Source organism: Leptospira ainlahdjerensis (genome assembly GCF_016919175.1).
In the GTDB taxonomy this organism is placed as follows: Bacteria; Spirochaetota; Leptospiria; order Leptospirales; family Leptospiraceae; genus Leptospira; species Leptospira ainlahdjerensis.
The window spans coordinates 141,583-159,960 of sequence record NZ_JAFFPU010000035.1 but is presented as its reverse complement, the minus strand read 5'-3'; the positions used below and the strand labels follow the sequence as shown (position 1 = coordinate 159,960).

Here is an 18,378-nt window from a genome sequence, read left to right as displayed (position 1 = left end):
TAGGAAAACGGATCATGGCAGAAACGCAAGCGCCCTCAGGATATCTCTTCTCGGAAAAACACGAATGGGTCAAAGTGGAAGGAGACGTTGCTCTCATTGGAATTTCGGACTTCGCGCAGTCCGCGTTAGGCGACATCGTCTTCGTGGATCTTCCGAAAGCAGGAAAAACGATCAAACAATTTGAAACCTTTGGAACGATCGAATCGGTAAAAGCCGCCGAAGACTTATACGCTCCGATCGGCGGAGAAGTGATAGAATCCAATCCGGCACTTTCCAAAAGCCCGGGAGAAGTAAATGCAAAACCTTTTGATTCCTGGATGATTAAGGTGAAAGGATTCGTCCCAGCCGAACTCGAAAAACTTCTCAGTCCCGAAAAATACAAAACGTTCGTAGCGGGACTCGAATAACAGCAAAGTCTAATCTTGAGAATTCAAAGCAGGTGAACATGAACTCCACTCTCCAGAACCAATCCAAACAAAATCTTACAAAGGTCGGTGTCGATCCTCTGGATTCCTTTCCAAGAAGACATATAGGCCCGGATCCGGAACAGATCGGAATCATGTTGAAAGAACTCGGCCTTTCCTCTCTCGAAGAATTGGTCGAAAAAGCGGTTCCTGCCGGGATTCGTCTAAAAAAACCTTTGGATCTTCCGAAAGCTTCCACCGAGCATAAAATTCTTCAAGATCTGAAAACGATCGCTTCTCAGAACCAAGTCTTTCGTTCTTATATCGGAGCCGGATACAACACCTGTGTGATTCCCGGAGTCATCCAAAGAAACATTCTGGAGAATCCGGGTTGGTACACGGCTTATACTCCGTATCAGGCCGAAATTTCTCAAGGTCGTTTGGAAGCGCTTCTCAACTTTCAAACGATGATCATCGATCTTACCGGACTTGAAATTTCCAACGCTTCTCTTTTGGACGAAGGAACCGCCGCCGCGGAAGCGATGTTCCTTGCATATTCGGTTCGTAAGAATGAAACTGCAAAAAAATTCTTCGTCTCCGAACTCTGTCATCCACAAACGATCGACGTAGTCGTTACGAGAGCCAATCCGCTCGGAATCGAAGTGGAAGTCGGAAACCACGAAATCATAGAACTCAACGAAGATTTTTTCGGAGTTCTTCTTCAATATCCCGCAACCGACGGAAAGATCATAGATTATACATCGTTCATCCAAAAGGCGCATAACGTAGGATCGATCGCGACCGTAGCGGCTGACCTTCTTGCTCTCACGATTCTCAAATCGCCCGGAGAAATGGGAGCGGACATCGCGGTCGGTTCTTCTCAGAGATTCGGACTTCCTCTCGGTTACGGCGGACCGCACGCAGGCTTTTTCGCGACAAAAGACGAATTCAAACGGAGCATGCCCGGAAGATTGATCGGGGTTTCCAAAGATTCACAAGGGAATCCGGGACTCAGACTTTCTCTACAAACGAGAGAACAACATATCCGAAGAGATAAGGCGACGAGCAATATCTGTACAGCTCAAGTTTTGCTCGCGGTAATCTCTTCCATGTATGCGATTTATCACGGACCGGAAGGACTGAAAAACATCGCCACAAGGATTCATAGATTCACTTCGATTCTTTCGAACGGTTTGAAATCCGCGGGATTTGCGATCTCGGAACATTCTTCTTTTGATACGATCACGGTTCAGGCCGGAAACAAAGCGAAAGAGATCCTCCAAAAAGCACTTTCCAAAAAAATCAATCTGAGACAATACGACGACGGAAGAATCGGAATCGCGTTAGACGAAACCGTAAACGCAGAAGACCTTCAGGATCTTTTCGAAATTTTCGGAATTAAAAACGCGGAGATCGAAAAGAATTTTTCAAACGCAGATACGATTCCTGATTCTTTAAAAAGAACCTCTTCTTATCTCACACATCCTGTATTTCAGTCGCATCACACCGAAACCAAAATGCTTCGTTATATTCGAAAATTAGAATCAAGAGATCTTTCTCTAACTACTTCGATGATTCCTCTTGGTTCTTGTACGATGAAGCTCAACGCGACCACGGAAATGTATCCTGTGACTTGGCCGGAGTTCGGAGCGATCCATCCGTTCGCACCAGCCGATCAAGCCAAAGGTTACAAAGTCATCTTTGAACAACTGGAAAAATGGCTCTGCGAGATTACCGGTTTTGCCGGAGTTTCTTTACAACCGAACGCAGGTTCCCAAGGGGAATACGCGGGACTTCTCGCGATCCGAAGATATCACGAAAGTAGAAAAGAATCTCATAGAAACGTTTGTTTGATTCCGATCTCGGCGCACGGAACAAACCCCGCGAGCGCTGCGATGGCCGGATTTAAAGTGGTCGTTGTTTCCTGTGATCCGAACGGAAACATCGACTTAGAAGATCTCAAATCAAAAGCCCAAGAACACAAAGACGACCTCGCCGCGTTGATGATCACCTATCCTTCCACACACGGGGTCTTTGAAGAATCCGTAAAAGAAATCTGCACAATCGTTCACACGCACGGCGGACAAGTTTACATGGACGGAGCGAACATGAACGCTCAAGTCGGTTTAACGAGTCCGGGTGAAATCGGAGCGGACGTTTGCCATCTCAACTTACATAAGACTTTTTGCATACCTCACGGAGGCGGTGGTCCGGGGGTTGGTCCGATCGGAGTCGCAAAACATCTCGTTCCATTTTTACCGGGACACGTTTTAGTGGATAACACGACCGGGAACGAACACGGCGCCGTATCTGCGGCTCCTTGGGGAAGCGCGAGCATCGTTCTGATCTCTTGGACTTACATCATTCTTATGGGAGCTGAGGGACTTGCGAATGCGACCAAAACTTCCATCCTAAACGCAAACTACATTGCAAAACGTTTGGAAAAAGCCTTCCCGGTTCTTTATAAAGGGAAGAACGGCTTTGTCGCTCACGAGTGTATTCTCGACGTAAGACCGTTCAAAAAAACAGCCGGAATCGAAGTGGAAGACGTTGCAAAACGATTGATCGACTACGGTTTCCACGCGCCCACAATGTCCTTTCCCGTTCCGGGAACTCTGATGATCGAACCGACCGAATCCGAATCTTTGGAAGAACTGGATCGTTTCTGCGAAGCGATGCTTCTCATTCATCAGGAAATTTTGGACGTTCAGAACGGAGTTTTGGACAAGACTGACAATCCTCTAAAAAATTCTCCTCACACAGCTGCGATGGTGACGTCGGATCGTTGGGATCATTTGTATCCGAGAGAAAGAGCGGGTTATCCTGCATCCTGGACAAAAGAACATAAGTTCTGGCCGTATGTGGGAAGAGTGGATAACGTCTACGGAGATAGAAACCTAGTTTGTTCCTGTCTTCCGATCGAAAGTTATCAGTGAATTGTTAAACGAAGTCCGATAAAAACGCAAAAAGCCGAGGTCAAAACGATCTCGGCTTTTTATTTTAATTTAGGAATCGTGTATTTTCATTTTCACGAAATCCTTTTGTCGAAGAAATTCTTCGAACGGAGAATGTTCCGTCCTGAAAGAAGTGTTCTTTATAAGACATAACTAACGTTTTAAACCAGAGACTTTGGATACAACTCTAAGGTCCTTGTTTTTTTTCTTTGAAGTAATCGATTTTTTTACAAAGTTAGAAGATCTTCCTGAGGCCGACTCGATGCGTTCGAATCCGCATCGTTCGAAAGAAAGGATTCGATTCACGAAAAAGAATCCTTTCTCAACGAAACTCCGTCAAATGATTACGCGATATAGGAACAGCAATAATCGCTGATCTTCTTTACATCCAATTGAAATCTGGATTTCGCGGGGACTTCAAAGGATTGGCCGCCTTTGATTTCTTTCCAGGAAGTTTCGCCGGGGAGTTTTACGAGTAAATCCCCTTCTAAAATCTCCATGATTTCTTTTTCGTCAGTTCCGAAGTCGTACTCGCCGGGCATTAAAATTCCCAGAGTCTTTTTACTTCCATCTGAAAATAAAACGGTTCTACTCGTAACCTTTCCTTCGTAATAGATATTCGCTTTTTTTACAACGGTAACGTTTTCAAACTGAGCCATGCGGCCTCCATCCAATGTTTTTCACTTTCCCAAATTTGGTTTCAAAAAAAATCACAAATGGTTTCGGGAAAGACTTATTTGCAAGACTCCTAAAGGAAAGGATCAAGGATACAATTTTAAGAATGGAGGGCTTTCAAATTTAAGAAAAATGATTCGAAAAGATCTCCTTTTTTACTACTTGACCGAACTTAAAAAGACAATCATTGATTGTTCTTATTTTTCGAAAGACGCCGAGTCTGATCTTCGATTTTTAAGAATATGTCGTAAACGGAATGAAACTCGGAAATATAATTTTTGAAAAAAACTTTGATAAGAGGTTCCAATGTCTACTTGGAGTTTTGAATCCGATTACGCCGTAAAAATCTCTAAAAACCCGTATCGTTTCCAAGGATGGATCGGATGTTTTCTAATCTTGATTTTACTTTTCGTTTCCATTTTCGGATTCGGACTATTGATATATACGATCCAACTTTTAACCGAAGGAAAAGTTATTTTTCCTGGATTGATCCTATTCTTGACTTTCTCCTTTTTGTTTCTCATTTTTTCTTCCATAGGAACGTATCGTAAAACAAAGGATGCGACTCAAGAGGAGAGAATCCTTCCGAGAGAGGGAATTCTTAGAATCAAAGAGACCGGTCGAGCGGATCTAAATATTGATCTCTCAGCAATCGTTTGTTATAAAGTAAAGAAGCGGCTTGTTTCCAGAAACGGATCCTCGGGTTCTTCCGGCGGGTCGGGTTTTCGGACCGTTTGGGATCTATTCTTCCTAAAAACGGACGGCGCGTTTTATCTTCTCCATTCTTACCTTGAACTCGAAACTCTAAAAAGGGAACTCTCACAATTTCGATCTCTCCTTCCGCTTCCGATATCGGACGATTCTAAGGAGAATTTGGATAGCAGAGACAACTCGACAAATTTTCCTTCCTACGAAAGATCAAAAGTGAATTCAAAATATTTAATATTCTCTACGAACGAGACAGGAACAAAAATCGAATTGATAAAAGAAAAAACGATCAAAGACAAATTGACCCTTTTTTCTGTAATGGGAATATTTTATGGAGTATGGGGTGTTATATTTCTATCGATAAAAGAATTCGAAACAATATTCCTATTCTTTTTTGTCCCTTTTTCGATCCTATTTCTCGGAATTTTTACTTTGGCCTTGGTTTTTATCATGACCAAATCCTTGGAACTCACGGTAAATTCTTCCGGTTTGAGAATTCGGTACAGGACGACGTTGCCCATCTTGTCGAACTTCCTTTATCTCGAAAGATTCTTTCCCAAGCACGTTGTGCGTCATTGCAGGGTCAATCGTTTTCCTGAAAACCAAAGCGTTCTCACGATCGCTTTCCGGGAGAATGAAAATACGTCACAAAGTAAACTCTCCTTTTTATTCAATCTACAGACGTTTTCTCTGAAAGATTATATTCTTCCAGGCGACAAAGAACTTTTGGGAATCTGGCAACTCATGCCCTGGCTTCCGCATTCCCCCGGATTTGCGGACTTAATCGCAGCGGAATTCGCAATCGAAGAAAGACTCCATCTCGAAGAAGATAAGATTCTCTTCGAAAATTCTTAGATAAAAAAAGAAAAAAACGCTCTTACTTTTTAATTTAAGAATGACAAAGCAATCCTTTGGAAAATACTGTCCTCAAGATTCCTGGTGACTATAGAGAGAGGGCCACACCCGTTCCCATCCCGAACACGGAAGTTAAGCCTCTCATCGCTGATGGTACTGTGTGGTTCGCTGCATGGGAGAGTAGGACGTTGCCGGGTTTTCTTATTTTAAGACCCTCCTTTTAAAAAATTCTAAAATCGATTCTTCTGCCTTTTCATTTTTGCAACTTTAGAATCGAATTCATTTCCAATCAGAAAGGCGAGACCAGAAAGAAAGAGGTCCTATTCTTTTCTTTTACGTTAAGATTTTTAGTTTAATAATACCGGAACGATGTAGAATTGCGCTCTCGACTTGAGCGTTAAAAAAGGAAGGCTAAGATGAGTCATCGAATTTTGCAAAGAAAGGATCTATGCAAACCTTTAAGTTACCAAGAAGGCCTTACCCTCTCTTACGAAACGGCTCCCGACAAAAAGAGATCTCTTGCGGACTTGATCTTCGGAAACTCCGACCTGGCGTTTCATTACGGTTATTTTAAGGAAATATTCAGAAGCAGAGCCTTGGCCCTTAAGGGTCTTTACGATAATCCGACTTGGTGCGAATCTTCCGCCAAAATTCTGGATCTCGTTGAAAATTGCGGCGGTAAAGTCAAAGTGGAAGGAATTGAAAAAATTCTTTCCGTGGACGGCCCGGTTGTCATCGCTGGAAATCACATGAGCACCTGTGAGACCTTCATTCTTCCCACGTTTATAACTCAGTACAAACCGGTCACATTCGTAGTCAAAGAAAGCCTTACAACCGGAAAACTTTTCGGTCCGATTATGAGATCCAGAGATCCAATCTCGGTCGGAAGAAGCAATCCAAGAGAAGACTTGGTTGCGGTTCTCGAACAAGGAACCGCTTTGCTCAAAAAAGGAATGTCGATCATCGTATTTCCACAGAGTACTCGAACCACAGATTTTACTCCTGCCGAATTCAATTCCATCGCAATCAAACTCGCGGCCCGCGCCGGAGTTCCCGTGATTCCGGTCGCGCTCAAAACGGATTTTTGGGAGAATGGAAGAGTCGTGAAGGACCTGGCTCGCATTTTTAGAGATCGCAAGATTTTTATTTCCTTTGGAGATCCGCTTCTTCCAACCACGGATTCGAGAAGGAATCAAGAATCCTTATTGAATTTTGTACTCTCTCACTTGAAAAACTGGGGAACAAAAGTCAATGAATGAGAATCGAAATTTTATTTCAAGGTTTCAAATTGCGAAACTCAAATTGAATCTGAACAGGAATCAACTATATTCCATTCTTCTTATTTGCCTTTTTTGTTTCTCCTGCCGGTCTACGCCGGATTCTAAAAACGTTTCCTCTGACGGAGGGGTGGATGAGAACCGGGCAAACCTTTTGTGGGACCAAAAATGTGCCGTCTGTCACGGAGTGGACGGAACTCCGAAGGATTCGGTTTTTCCAAGGCCTAAAAAACTTCGAGGATTTGGAATCAAAATGGGATTTCTTTTCGGAGGAGACAAAATGAGGGAAGGAATTTTTAAGACGATCCGGGACGGAAAGAATCAAACCATGCCCTCTTTTAAAGAAGAATTATCGGAAGAAGAAATCCGCGCTCTTGTAAAAAGAATCGAAAGATTCTGATTCAACTCGGAGTTTGTCGCAAAACGCAGAACGAGCGCCGGTCTTCCGACCATCCAGGTCCAATCGGATCCTTACCCACAAGTTGTCCGGATCTTCAGAAGGATTTGTCGGAGCTACGACCGACACCCCCTCAGTGAAAGTCGCGCGCCCCACCCTGATCTTGGGTGGAGGGGTGGGTGGCGGAAGAATTCCGGAGACTTTCCTCTATCACAAAATCAAACTTTTCGCAAGAAAAAATTCTCATGTAGGAATTCCTACAAAGTACCTTCTCTCGGGACGATCCTTGTTGTATCTCCTCGCAACTTTGGGTAAAGGTTCTGAATCCAATCGGATCGCTCTAAAACAGACTCCGAACATACAATTGTTCCGACAAACTGTCCGAACAAAAAAATCTTGAATTCAAATGTCCAATTCGATTGCGGAAAACTCCCGAAAAGTTATAAGGTTTTCGAGAGTTCAACGACCTCTTCCCTGCTATACCAATCCGGTTTTTTTAAAATTTGCACCAAGGCTTTGAACTCATTCTTTTCTAGACGGATGGATTTCTTTCTAAAATAGTAACGCGAGGCCTGGCTCAAACCGTTCATTCCTCTTCCCCAATAAACGCTGTTGATATAATATTCTAAAATTTCCCTTTTCCCAAGATCCTCTTCCAATGCGGAAGCGATCTGGATCTCTTTCCATTTTCGAGATAAGGATTTTTCCCGAGACAGAAAGAGTGTTCTCGCAAGCTGTTGTGTGATCGTACTCGCTCCCCTAATCTTTCGAAAGAAAAACAAGGAAGAAAGAAGAGTAGAATGAATGTCTGATAGAGAATATCCTCCGTGAGTATAAAATCTTCTATCCTCCACTTGGACTACGTAGGAAATCCAATCCTCGGGAAGCTCTTTCAATCGAACCCACTCTAATTCCAGAGGAACCGATTCTTTTTGATCCGGCAGATAAACTAGACGATCCTGTTGAACCAAAATTTTTCTTTCCGGAAAAAACTGTTCATAAACCAAAACCGCAACGAAAAAAATAGGAAGAGCTCTTAAAAAAAAGGTATAAAAAAGTTCTTTTTGTTTCAAGGTTCTTTTCCGAAAGTCAGAGCTTACTCGTTTTTTTCGTACATTAGAAAAACTTCATTCTCTATCGCTTCCGATGCGACGAGTTTCCATTTTTTCCGATCAAAATTCGGATATTCCTTTTTTCCTCCACTGATCGATGGTAGATCGTTTTTTCCGATCAGAAACGGAACGACCGTAACAAAAATTCTTGAGATAAGATCGAGACGAAAAAAAGAATCATTCAGAGAAGGCCCGCCTTCTAAAAGAATTTCTCGATAACCCATTTCCGATAATATCTTGAGCACTTCCAGGGGATTCAAATCTACACCTGGAATCAGAATGATCTCTGCGAGAGAGTTGAGATTTTCTCTCACTAAAGAATAATTTTCATTCAAACAAAAAATCAGAGGAGGTTCTTTAGAAAAACGGAATACTTTTTTGTCTTCCGGAAGAGTTCCGGAGCGAAGAAGAATCACTGGTCTCGGATCTTTTCCGTTTTCCACATACCTCAGATGAATTACTGGATCGTCGTTAAGAATCGAATTCTTTCCTAAGATTAAGACCTCCGCCTTAGAGCGAATTTCATCCATTCTCTTTTTATCGTTTCTGGAAGAAAGTCCATACCACCTCCCATCAGGACGGGAAACTTTTCCGTCCAGAGTCATCGCCATGTTGATTGTTACTTTTGGGAGTGAGGTCATGCCCGAGGAACGTTGAGTTCCCGAGCCAGAAGTTTACGAACCGAGCTCATACAGGTTCCACAACCGGTCGAAGCGCCCGTATCATCCATGAGTTTTTCCAACGTATCGTGTCCGTTTCGAATCGACGTTAGGATCTCTTCTTCCGAAACCTGATTGCAGACGCAAACCTTTCGGGGGCGCATCAATTGGCAGAGGTCAACTTGGCTGAAAAATGAGGAATCCATATCTTCTATATAATTGGACAGTTAGAAATCGGGTTTCCAATCAGATTAGAGACTCTGAAATTCTTCTGCAAGAGAAATTTTTTACGGTTTTCATTTGACATCCAGTTTCCGAAAAATAGCCTTTTTTGAAATTTCTGATTAAAAAACAAAGGAAACCCATGCAAGATACAAAAAGAGCCCCTCTCCGAGAAATCCTCGGCTGGTGCATGTTCGATTTTGCGAACTCCTCTTATACGACTGTCATTATCAGTGTAACCTACGGAATCGTTTTTAGCCAACTAGTAGTTCCTGCCTCCTCTAACCAGGACAATCCTTACGAATACGGAAATCTACTCTGGTCGGTCGCCCTCGCAATTTCCTACCTGCTTGTAGTATTGACCGGACCGATTTTTGGGGCGATCACTGACTATTCTGCGAGGAAAAAACAGTTTCTATTTTATAGTTATGTCTTCTGTATCGTTTCGACCGGGGCCTTGTGGTTCGTCATTGCACCGGGAGAATACGTTCTCGCTTTTATTCTGATCATTTTATCGAACTTTTTTTTCGCCTCCGGAGAAAACTTTGCATCGAGTTTTCTTCCCTATCTCGGTCCCAAAGAAGACCTCGGAAAAATTTCTGGTTATGCCTGGGGAATCGGTTACTTCGGCGGAATCGCCGCAGTCGCGTTAGTCAACACCTTAGGACCGAAAACCCTCGAAAATTTCGATAACCTCAGAATGGTCGGGCCGTACACCGCATTCTTCTTTTTATTCGCCGGAATTCCGACCTTCCTACTCTTGAGAGAATACACCGCAGGAAAAGACAAACCAGAAGGACTCTCCTATCTCAAAATCGGAATGGAGAGAGTCGTTTCGACGATGAAAGAAATTCACAAATTCAGGGATATGGCGATCTATCTCGTTTCGCTTTTCTTCGCGATGGCAGCCCTGGGAATCGTGATTAGCTTTGCATTTATTTACGGAGCCCAGGAAATCAAAACGGAAGAAAAACACGAAATCGCGATGTTTCTTTTGATTCAACTTTTTGCTGCAGTAGGTGCGATACTTTTCGGATTTATCCAGGATAAAATCGGGGCTAAAAAAACTTTTAACATTACACTTTTCTTATGGATTGCTTGTCTTTTACTCATCTACTGGGTGAAGGATCTGACCGCCTTTTTGATCGGAATCGGAATTCCGACCACGCAACAATGGGTTTTCGTGGGAACCACGGTTCTCGCCGGAGCTGGCTTAGGCGCGACACAATCGGCGAGTCGTGCGATTGTCGGCCTTTTTGCTCCCGAATCCAAATCCGGGGAATTTTTCGGTCTTTGGGGTTTGTCGGGAAAAGTCGCGGCCGCCTTTGGACTCGTCGCTGTTGGAGGACTACAGATTTTATTTGATCTCAGAAATTCTTTCTTAGTAGTCGCTGTCTTCTTCGTGATTTCGCTTCTTATCAACGCGTTTGTGGATGAAGAACGCGGAATCCAGACCGCAGTGGATTACAAAGAGACCTAAGTTTTGAAAGAATCACAAGAAAGACTTGCCCTTTCTTGTGATTCCTATTATCCTCTAAATGGATAAACCTAAAAATGGCGCTGGAATCAGAAGACGAGTTCGAATCGCATCAGAGTCAGAGAAAACTCGCTTTGGCTACAATCGACGAATTGACTCAGACAAAACTGGATCTTTTGGACTCCGGAAAAGAGATTCCAAGATTTATCAACTATGCCATTTCCTATCTCAATAAAAAATATCTCACCGAAGAAAAGGTTATCAGCGACTTTTTGATTAAGAAGTAGAGCCTTTTTTTTCAAAAGAATCATTCTCTTCAATTTCCAAGCCGCTTCGGTTCTGAACTTAAAAACCCTTCACCGTTTTCGAAAAAAACCCTCGGAATCAAACGGAATAAAGTCGGTTTTCGAACATTGAGAACGAAAGAATTTTCGATTTAATTTTCCAAAGACGATCCAGCTTTTTAATAAAAAAGCCGCGAAGTTCTCAGCGGCTTTTCAAACATTCTAAAATTAGAATAAACTTTTTTTAGCGGAATTCCAACATTTTAGAAACCATTCTCTTTTGATCCAATTCCATCGTATGAAGTTTTAGAGCGACCATTTTATCGACTTTTCTCATGTATCTCTTATATTGAAGAATGATTTGTCTTTGTTTGCTGTAAGGAAGAGGATTCGCCGGATCGTGTAACTTGGAGGTAACGCTCGCGGGAACCGGTTGAATCGGATTGTCCGGCCAGAGAAAATCAGTATCGTGGCTGGAAAAAAATTCCAAAAGAATTTCACTGTTATTGTTCGGAGTTCTCTTCCCATCGCCTAGGAAAGTAGGCCCTTTCGGAGAGTTATTAATAAGACGTCTCATTTCTCGGATAAAAACCTCTCCTTTCGCATTCGTTCTTTTGAACTGGAGAATGATCTTTTCCAAGGATTGACCGTCCGTTCCTGGATAGATATAAATTCTGGATTGATAAAGATAAGTCTTCGGATAATCCGCAAAGGACTGACCGAGACCGAGATCCAATTCTAAATATTGTTTGTTTTCTTTGTCTTGAAAAAGAAACTTTGCCGCTTCTCTCGGTTCATCTTCGATATAACGAAGAGCTTTTTTGTAGGTCTCGTCTTTTAAAAGGTTATTGATCTTGAGAATATTCCCAGCGATCGAAGCGTGAAGATTATCCACTTCTATATCCGTAAAACCGCCTTTCCGAACGGCTTCTATCTGTCTCTGTTCTTCCTTCTCTTCTAAAGTTAACACCTTGTTAGGCGCCGCGCCGATTCCGGTAAGCGAAAGAATTGTCAGAATTGATAAAATACGGATGTTCATAGATTTACCCTTATTCAGATTATCGAAATTCTTATCCCCCGATCTTTACATTACAAACGAAAAAAATGCAGAATATTATGACTCGTTATTCCAGGTTTAACGGCTTTTTCGAGGAGGAGCTCAAAACCGGCGACATCGCGCCTGAGAAACTGGATTTTAAAAACAGAACTCTGGAGAATCTTTTTCACCTGTTTCAAACGATTCGTGATCCTAAGACAATTTCTTTTTTGAGCGAGACGCCGGACCCGGAATGGATTCGATTTTGGGAATCGAGGGGATTTCGGCTCGGAACGTTTCAGATTTTAAAAAGAAATTCAAAGAAGAATCTGATGGCTCCTCTGCCGGAAGAAGAATTCCGCTGGGAAGAATGGGGATCGATCTCCGATCTCAATCCATCGGGAGAAATTCTTTACTCTCCTGCGAAAGCCGATCTTTCGAAAAGACTGAATTCTAAAATCCTTTTGACTCGTTGGAAATCGGAGATGGGTTTTGCGGATATCGACGCTCGAATTCTGGAAAGAATTTCCGATCTGCCGGCTCTCTTGGGAGAATGGTCGGAACTCCCGCCGGAAAGAATCGTTCTCAAACCGGAATTCAGCTTTTCCGGAAGACATAGGATTCTTACATTCAATTCTCTCGGCTCCGAAAACTCGGAAGGATTCGAAACCGAGAAGGATCGCTCTTGGTTTCCCTGCGTCGTGGAGCCTTGGGTCCAAAGAACCTTGGATTTTTCCTGCCTCTACGATTGGAAGGCCGGGGTTCCGACCACAAAAGGCTCCACGATCCAAATCTGTGACGAAAAAGGAAAATACAACGGAGCCTTCCTTCCCTCGGAAAAAGAATCCGAACGAATCCAATCTTATCTCCACCCGATTGCAGAAAACCTTTCTAAGAATTTTGCCCTGGATTATACCGGTCCGGTTTCTCTGGACGGTTTTGAGTTCTATTCTCAAAAAAAAACCAAAATGAGAAGATTGAGCGAAGGGAACTTTCGTTGGTCCATGGGAAGAATTCTTCTCGAGTTTTCTCGTTCGGAACTCCTCCAAGAAACGAAAAAAAACACGAATCAAGATCTTGCAATTCTTCCTCTTCCCTTAAAAAAACCGATCCCTGGATTTCCCGAATGGATTTTTCGTTGGGGAATTTCTCAAGGCATAGAAATTCTCCCCCTCACACCGGATCGATTTTCCAACGGAAAAACCTTTGGAACTTCTTGGATTCTTTTACGATTTCCGGAGAATTCCGAACAATCGATGTTTGAAAGAATTCAAAAATTCTACTTAGAATGGAGGAAAAAGATTCTCCTTTGAAATGTACTTGAGGCTTTTTTAGACCTTGCCAGGATGTCCCATAGGTTGCGGTTTACCGCCCGGAAAACCATCCGCAAACTCTGCGGTCCAAATTCAGGATATAAAATGGAACTGTTTTTAAACTACGCTCTTTATGTAATCGTCAGCATCGGTTTTTTGATCCCCTTTACCGGGTTCGTGGTCGGAGCCGGCGCCATTGTAAACGCAACTCTTGCGGGATTTGCCGTTAACTTTCTTTCTCAAATTTTGGAAGAAAATAAACTCCAAGATTTTATCGCAAGAAACAAAGATAACAAACTCGGCAAGGCCCTTCAGGACGCCATTACAAAAGCTCAAAACAATATGAATGGTGTTCCCGCAAAAACCGAACACGCCGAAGAAGGCCACGGATCACACCATATCATTTCCGTTAAAACTTATTCTCTCATCTTCGGCACTTTGATCTTCTTTACCTTCGTGACCGTTTGGGTTGCGGGAATAGACTTTGGAGCCATGAACGTAATCATAGCGATGGCGGTTGCGACGGTGAAAGCTTCTCTCGTTCTTGCCTACTTCATGCACTTAAAATACGACACGGTGATGAATAGAGTTATTTTTGGATCCGGTTTGTTCTTCCTCTTACTCCTTTTTGGATTTTCGGCGGCCGACATCTTCACTCGATTCAAAGTTCTAATTTCTTTCGCTTTCTAATAAGAATTCTAAATCTTAGAATTTGGACAAAGGCCGGTCTTTTTAGATCGGCCTTTTTATTTTTTAAAGAAAAGTTTCCGAAACAAAAGGAACGAACAACCGATCATTTTCCGTTCGGTATTTCTTTACCGAACCATTATTTGATTGGCTTTTTTTAAAGAGAAGTTATCTCTTCCATTTCCTAAGGGGCATTTTATGAAATACAATCCGATTCGAAATTCTCTACTTTTAATTCTCATCGCAGCTTTCCTCTTTGCTTGCAAGAAGGATCACAATTTAGATCCGAACTCGAAAATCGTCCAACTTCCCTCCCTAGGACTCGGACTTAACTATGAAGGCTGGCATTTTAACGAGGATCCCAATCTAATCAATCAGGCGCACGAAATCGCCGCAAGCGACGACAATTCGGGAGCAATCAAAAAAGCTCTGGAAGTCGCCGGAATCAATTTCTTTCTTTTTGAATATCCTCCGGGAAGCCCTGAAGCTCAAACGTTTAACACCAACGTAAACTATACGATTGAAGATCTTTCCAAACAACCGAGAGAGATTACACTTGATGATTATATTTCTGCTGTCACGGGTTTGTATCCGACCGTATTTCAGAAATATGAAATGATCAACCCTCCGAAAAAGTCCAAAGTACAGGGACTAGATTCCGCGCTTCTCGAAAGCAGATTCGAACAAACCATCGCCGGAAAAAATTACAAGGTTCACAACTATCAACTTGTGTTTATCGTAGATAAGAAAGCTCACGTCTTTACGGGAACCTTTCTCGATAAGGACGCGAAGAGCAAAGGCCAGAAGGTTGTTGAACTTTTGGGTAAGTTTATTAAGATTTAAGATCTATAATCCTTCTTTGGAAATCAATCGGTTTCCGAAGAAGACGATCCCGATCGAACTCTTCCGATTCGATTCTTCCCCACATCAACTTCGATCGACTACACCTTAAGATCAAATTCCTTAAAATGCAAAATATACTTTTTATATGCAGTCAGAATAAACTGAGAAGCCCAAGCGCAGAAGTTATATTTAGCGAAGTGGAGGGTTTGAATGTTCGATCGGCGGGGCTCACCACGACGCCGAGCAAACTCTTTCAAATGAAGATGTGGAGTGGCCGATACGTTTTTCATAATGGAAAACATACATCGAAATAAGTTCAGACAAAAATTCAAAACTTCTTTAAAAAATCAAAAAGCAATCTCGCTGGAAATTTCAGATGAATACGAATTTATGGAACCTTCCCTAGTAAATCTCTTGAAGAAGAAAGTTTCTCCGTATCTGAAGATTCTGAATACTCAAATTTGAAAGCTGGAATTTAACCTTTAAAAGGAATTTCCATTTTCTTTAAAATCAGCTTCGCCTGATTTTGAAATTCAAGTTCTTCTTCTTTGGAAAACGGTCCGAAGATTCCTTCCTTAAAACGTTTCGAAAGAGAAATGTATTCCAAACATCCGGCTACCGTATGAATCGGTTTTGCTTTTCCTTCGAAAATTTTCAACTCTCCGTCTTTTTGAATGACCATCGCACCCGGAGGAATCTTTTTTCCGCCTCGAACCATACAACCTGCCATGATCATCGCACCGTCCCCGATTTCAGCGTCGTCCAACACGATACTTCCGATTCCGATAAGACAACCACGCCCGATCTTGCAACCGTGAAGCATCGCATTATGACCGACTAACGTATAATCTCCGATTTGAATTCCTCTGCTGGAATCCGTATGAAGAGTTGTATTGTCTTGGATATTCACACCTTCTCCGAGAACGATATGGTTCATATCGGCTCTCGCAACGGCTCCCGGCCAAAGAGAAGAATAGGCCTCCATCTCAACCAAACCGATCGCGGTCGCCTGCGGATGAATAAACGCGGTCTCGTGAATTCTCATCTTTATCTCAACGCAAAACCGTTTTTGCCGGCCAGAGTAACAAGTTGATCGGAGATTTCTTTGATTCTTTCTTGAGTAAACGTTTTCTCATAGTTCACCAATTTGAAACGATAGCTGACGGATCTTTTTCCTTCGGGAACGTTTCCTCCGGAGAATTGAGAGTAAACCCAACCGTCTTTTAGCTCCGGAATATTTTCCTTTTTAACAAGTTCGGTAAAATGATTTGTGTTTTCCTTTTCTCCAATGAGAATCGAAAGATCGATCTCGGCTTCGGGAAATTGAGAAGGAGGAACGAATCTTGAGATCTTACGATTCCGATCCCAGATTTCCACGATCGAAGAAAAATCAAAGGAACCGTAGATCACTCTTTTTTTGAGTTCAAAAGAATCCAAAACCGCCGGATGAACATAACCTAAAACTCCGAGCTGTCCCGAATCGACGACCAAAGACAAGCTCGCCCCCGGATGATAAAAAGATTCCTGTTTGATTTCCCAGGTAGAATCAAAAATCTTAATAGACTCCAAAAGAGATTCGATCTGTTTTCTTACGTTTAAAAAATCTTCTTCCAGAAGTTTTTGATCCGATTCTGAATTCTTTCTATCAAAAGCGACTGCAAAGGCTAAGAATTTCTTCTCGTTATTCGGTTCCGGAAGATTAAAATACGTTCTTCCGAACTCGAACAATTTGATTTCCGAAAAACGATCCTGATTCGTTCTCACATTCTTCAGAAGCGAAGGGAGCAAAGAATTTCTGAGAACTGCTTGTTCTTCCGGCATCTCGTTCTTGATTTTTACTGAAAGTTTCGGATCTCCGTCGAACGCGTTGTCTTTCAAAGATTGAAAAGAATAATTATAAACTTCGTGAAAACCGAGAGACCCCGCAAAAAACGTTTTGAGTTTTCTTTCCAATTCGCGACTCAGATTTCGAATCGGAGTTTTTACTTCGGCCAAAACCGGAGCGACTTGAATCGTGTCGTAACCGCGAGTCCTTCCGATCTCTTCCACGAGGTCTTCCGGAATCGTCACGTCGTAGTTGTGACGGAATTTAGGAACCAGAACTTCCAGGTGTTCCCCTTTCCAAGAGACAGTGAAGTGAAGCCTTTCTAAAATATCGGTAACGTCACCTTTCGATAATTCCACTCCCAACTTCGCATTGATAAAATGAATGTCCGTATGAATGTGAACTTCTTTATGAGGAGTGTGTAAGAATCCGACCGGTTCCGAGGCTTTTAGTTCGGAACATCCGTTCTCCTTTAAAAGATTGAGCGCTCTTCGAAGTACCGGAAGGGTCGTCGTCGCTTCCAACCCTTTTTCATAACGAACGGAAGAATCGGAGCGAATCCCTGTTAGGCGGATCGATTTACGCACCCTTTCCCTCGCGAACACAGCGGATTCCATTACGATTTCCGTGGAATCATTTTGCACCGCGGATTCCTTTCCACCCATCACTCCTGCGATAGCGACCGGTTTGCCTTGATTTCGTATGAGAAGAATTTCTTCCTCCAGAGCAGGAGAACTTTCATCCAACAAAGCAAAACTTTCTCCCGTCTTCGCAAACGATACTTCGAGAGAAATCCCACCTTGACTTTCTAAAAACTTTTTATCGAAAAAATGAGTTGGCTGACCCATTTCCAACATCACGTAATTGGAAACGTCTACCACGTTGTTGATCACACGAATTCCGCATTTTTGAAGTCGTGCTTGAAATTTTCTTTTGGAAGGAAGAATCGAAACTCCCTGAATCGAAGAAGCGTAGTAAGAATGTGCATTCTGATTTTCTAATACTTTTGGAAGAGGAATGTTGAGATCAAAATTCCAAAGAGACTCAAAAGGATTAAATTGAACCGGCAGTTTCAGCTGCGACGCAAGTTCTCTCGCAAAACCGAAATGATTCCAAAGATCCGGTCTATGAGTGATCGACTTATTATCCACGTCGAAAATGATATCATCGTAATGTAATAGAGCTCGGATCGATTTTCCGATCTCGGCTCCTTCCACTTCGTTTAGAATCCAAACACCCGAACTTTCTTCCGCGAGAGACAATTCTTTTTCAGAGCAGAACATTCCAGAACTTTTGACTCCTCTCAGTTCCGATTCTAAGATTTCCTTATCTCCCAGTTTTGCGCCGGGAATTGCGAGCGGAACCAAATCCCCAACTTTTACGTTAGTAGCGCCGGTGACAATTTGAGATTTCGCGGAGCCGTTCGTGATCTGCGCGATTTGGAGTTTATCTGCGGAAGGATGTTTTTCCAGCGATTCTATCTTTACAATTTTTACAAAATCCAACTCAGGACGAAAGGGATCGGCGCCGTCGATTTCACAAACCGAAATCGCAATTTTTTTTAAGATCGCATCGAGACCGACCTCTTTCAAAGGTGCAAAGTCATTCATCCAGTCTAAGGAAAGTTTCACGTCGTCAGGCTCCGTTCCA

Annotated in this window: 18 protein-coding genes and 1 rRNA gene; 12 read left to right on the top strand and 7 right to left on the bottom strand. The window is 42.6% G+C overall.

The window, feature by feature from the left end; translation table 11 throughout:
- The first annotated feature begins 14 nt into the window (after positions 1-14).
- Together gcvH and gcvP are read left to right on the top strand one after the other, a co-directional pair.
- Positions 15-407 carry a glycine cleavage system protein GcvH gene (gene gcvH, locus JWG45_RS10590; RefSeq protein WP_205279705.1) on the top strand — a complete coding sequence of 131 codons (393 nt, stop codon included), beginning with the start codon at positions 15-17 and terminating at the stop codon, positions 405-407.
- A gap of 38 nt (positions 408-445) precedes the next feature.
- Entirely contained in the window at positions 446-3,340 is a 2,895-nt protein-coding gene (gene gcvP / locus JWG45_RS10585; protein ID WP_205279704.1) for an aminomethyl-transferring glycine dehydrogenase, read from the top strand.
- 362 nt (positions 3,341-3,702) lie between these two features.
- Here gcvP and ppnP read toward each other — a convergent pair whose 3' ends face one another.
- Positions 3,703-4,017 carry a pyrimidine/purine nucleoside phosphorylase gene (gene ppnP, locus JWG45_RS10580; protein WP_205279703.1) on the bottom strand — a complete coding sequence of 105 codons (315 nt, stop codon included), beginning with the start codon at positions 4,015-4,017 and terminating at the stop codon, positions 3,703-3,705.
- A 322-nt stretch (positions 4,018-4,339) separates the two neighbouring features.
- Between ppnP and JWG45_RS10575 the strand changes: the two genes are divergently transcribed.
- The 5 genes from JWG45_RS10575 (at position 4,340) to JWG45_RS10555 (ending at position 7,670) form a co-directional block, all read left to right on the top strand.
- Positions 4,340-5,596: a hypothetical protein gene (locus JWG45_RS10575; protein ID WP_205279702.1), complete on the top strand. Its 1,257-nt coding sequence runs from the start codon at positions 4,340-4,342 to the stop codon at positions 5,594-5,596.
- An 80-nt stretch (positions 5,597-5,676) separates the two neighbouring features.
- Positions 5,677-5,793, top strand: a 5S ribosomal RNA gene (gene rrf / locus JWG45_RS10570).
- 219 nt (positions 5,794-6,012) lie between these two features.
- Positions 6,013-6,855, top strand: a complete 843-nt coding sequence (locus tag JWG45_RS10565; protein WP_205279701.1) for a lysophospholipid acyltransferase family protein — start codon at positions 6,013-6,015, stop codon at positions 6,853-6,855.
- A 148-nt stretch (positions 6,856-7,003) separates the two neighbouring features.
- Complete coding sequence (locus JWG45_RS22185) at positions 7,004-7,273, top strand: c-type cytochrome (RefSeq protein ID WP_332476466.1); 270 nt, start codon at positions 7,004-7,006, stop codon at positions 7,271-7,273.
- An 82-nt stretch (positions 7,274-7,355) separates the two neighbouring features.
- Positions 7,356-7,670 (top strand): hypothetical protein, encoded by a 315-nt coding sequence (locus JWG45_RS10555; protein WP_205279699.1) that lies wholly within the window; start codon positions 7,356-7,358, stop codon positions 7,668-7,670.
- A 40-nt stretch (positions 7,671-7,710) separates the two neighbouring features.
- Here JWG45_RS10555 and JWG45_RS10550 read toward each other — a convergent pair whose 3' ends face one another.
- From JWG45_RS10550 to JWG45_RS10540, 3 genes are read right to left on the bottom strand one after another with little or no spacing between them, the layout of a single operon-like run.
- On the bottom strand, positions 7,711-8,343 hold the full coding sequence (locus JWG45_RS10550) for a biosynthetic peptidoglycan transglycosylase (RefSeq protein ID WP_205279698.1): 633 nt from the start codon (positions 8,341-8,343) through the stop codon (positions 7,711-7,713).
- Positions 8,344-8,366: 23 nt separating this feature from the next.
- Positions 8,367-9,023, bottom strand: a complete 657-nt coding sequence (locus tag JWG45_RS10545; RefSeq protein ID WP_205279697.1) for a RibD family protein — start codon at positions 9,021-9,023, stop codon at positions 8,367-8,369.
- Positions 9,020-9,247 carry a (2Fe-2S)-binding protein gene (locus JWG45_RS10540; protein ID WP_167883767.1) on the bottom strand — a complete coding sequence of 76 codons (228 nt, stop codon included), beginning with the start codon at positions 9,245-9,247 and terminating at the stop codon, positions 9,020-9,022. Before JWG45_RS10540 ends, JWG45_RS10545 begins: the two co-directional genes overlap by 4 nt.
- A 158-nt stretch (positions 9,248-9,405) precedes the next feature.
- On the opposite strand from JWG45_RS10540, the gene JWG45_RS10535 reads away from it, so the two are divergent.
- Positions 9,406-10,743: an MFS transporter gene (locus JWG45_RS10535; RefSeq protein WP_205279696.1), complete on the top strand. Its 1,338-nt coding sequence runs from the start codon at positions 9,406-9,408 to the stop codon at positions 10,741-10,743.
- Positions 10,744-10,817: 74 nt separating this feature from the next.
- Positions 10,818-11,027, top strand: a complete 210-nt coding sequence (locus tag JWG45_RS10530) for a hypothetical protein (RefSeq protein ID WP_205279695.1) — start codon at positions 10,818-10,820, stop codon at positions 11,025-11,027.
- 241 nt (positions 11,028-11,268) lie between these two features.
- Here the strand turns inward: JWG45_RS10530 and JWG45_RS10525 are convergent, their stop codons facing one another.
- Complete coding sequence (locus JWG45_RS10525; RefSeq protein WP_205279694.1) at positions 11,269-12,063, bottom strand: LIC13212 family protein; 795 nt, start codon at positions 12,061-12,063, stop codon at positions 11,269-11,271.
- 77 nt (positions 12,064-12,140) lie between these two features.
- Between JWG45_RS10525 and JWG45_RS10520 the strand changes: the two genes are divergently transcribed.
- The 3 genes from JWG45_RS10520 to JWG45_RS10510 all read left to right on the top strand — a co-directional run bounded on the left by JWG45_RS10520 (position 12,141) and on the right by JWG45_RS10510 (position 14,903).
- Complete coding sequence (locus tag JWG45_RS10520) at positions 12,141-13,373, top strand: hypothetical protein (protein ID WP_205279743.1); 1,233 nt, start codon at positions 12,141-12,143, stop codon at positions 13,371-13,373.
- A 105-nt stretch (positions 13,374-13,478) separates the two neighbouring features.
- A complete protein-coding gene (locus JWG45_RS10515; RefSeq protein ID WP_205279693.1) occupies positions 13,479-14,063 on the top strand; it encodes a cytochrome C oxidase subunit IV family protein in 585 nt (194 codons plus the stop codon).
- A gap of 195 nt (positions 14,064-14,258) precedes the next feature.
- Positions 14,259-14,903, top strand: coding sequence for an LIC_13215 family putative lipoprotein (locus JWG45_RS10510; protein ID WP_205279692.1), 645 nt, complete (start codon positions 14,259-14,261; stop codon positions 14,901-14,903).
- 475 nt (positions 14,904-15,378) lie between these two features.
- On the opposite strand, the gene JWG45_RS10505 is transcribed toward JWG45_RS10510, so the two are convergent.
- Both JWG45_RS10505 and pheT read right to left on the bottom strand, forming a co-directional pair.
- Positions 15,379-15,948: a gamma carbonic anhydrase family protein gene (locus JWG45_RS10505; RefSeq protein ID WP_205279691.1), complete on the bottom strand. Its 570-nt coding sequence runs from the start codon at positions 15,946-15,948 to the stop codon at positions 15,379-15,381.
- Between the two features lie 2 nt (positions 15,949-15,950).
- Positions 15,951-18,359, bottom strand: coding sequence for a phenylalanine--tRNA ligase subunit beta (pheT, locus tag JWG45_RS10500; RefSeq protein WP_205279690.1), 2,409 nt, complete (start codon positions 18,357-18,359; stop codon positions 15,951-15,953).
- Positions 18,360-18,378: the final 19 nt, after the last annotated feature.

Coding starts and splice junctions, on each gene's coding strand:
- gcvH (WP_205279705.1), top strand. CDS start 15: ATGGCAGAAACGCAAGCGCCCTCAGGATATCTCTTCTCGGAAAAACAC.
- gcvP (WP_205279704.1), top strand. CDS start 446: ATGAACTCCACTCTCCAGAACCAATCCAAACAAAATCTTACAAAGGTC.
- ppnP (WP_205279703.1), bottom strand. CDS start 4,017: ATGGCTCAGTTTGAAAACGTTACCGTTGTAAAAAAAGCGAATATCTAT.
- JWG45_RS10575 (WP_205279702.1), top strand. CDS start 4,340: ATGTCTACTTGGAGTTTTGAATCCGATTACGCCGTAAAAATCTCTAAA.
- JWG45_RS10565 (WP_205279701.1), top strand. CDS start 6,013: ATGAGTCATCGAATTTTGCAAAGAAAGGATCTATGCAAACCTTTAAGT.
- JWG45_RS10545 (WP_205279697.1), bottom strand. CDS start 9,023: ATGACCTCACTCCCAAAAGTAACAATCAACATGGCGATGACTCTGGAC.
- JWG45_RS10540 (WP_167883767.1), bottom strand. CDS start 9,247: ATGGATTCCTCATTTTTCAGCCAAGTTGACCTCTGCCAATTGATGCGC.
- JWG45_RS10535 (WP_205279696.1), top strand. CDS start 9,406: ATGCAAGATACAAAAAGAGCCCCTCTCCGAGAAATCCTCGGCTGGTGC.
- JWG45_RS10530 (WP_205279695.1), top strand. CDS start 10,818: ATGGCGCTGGAATCAGAAGACGAGTTCGAATCGCATCAGAGTCAGAGA.
- JWG45_RS10525 (WP_205279694.1), bottom strand. CDS start 12,063: ATGAACATCCGTATTTTATCAATTCTGACAATTCTTTCGCTTACCGGA.
- JWG45_RS10520 (WP_205279743.1), top strand. CDS start 12,141: ATGACTCGTTATTCCAGGTTTAACGGCTTTTTCGAGGAGGAGCTCAAA.
- JWG45_RS10515 (WP_205279693.1), top strand. CDS start 13,479: ATGGAACTGTTTTTAAACTACGCTCTTTATGTAATCGTCAGCATCGGT.
- JWG45_RS10510 (WP_205279692.1), top strand. CDS start 14,259: ATGAAATACAATCCGATTCGAAATTCTCTACTTTTAATTCTCATCGCA.
- JWG45_RS10505 (WP_205279691.1), bottom strand. CDS start 15,948: ATGAGAATTCACGAGACCGCGTTTATTCATCCGCAGGCGACCGCGATC.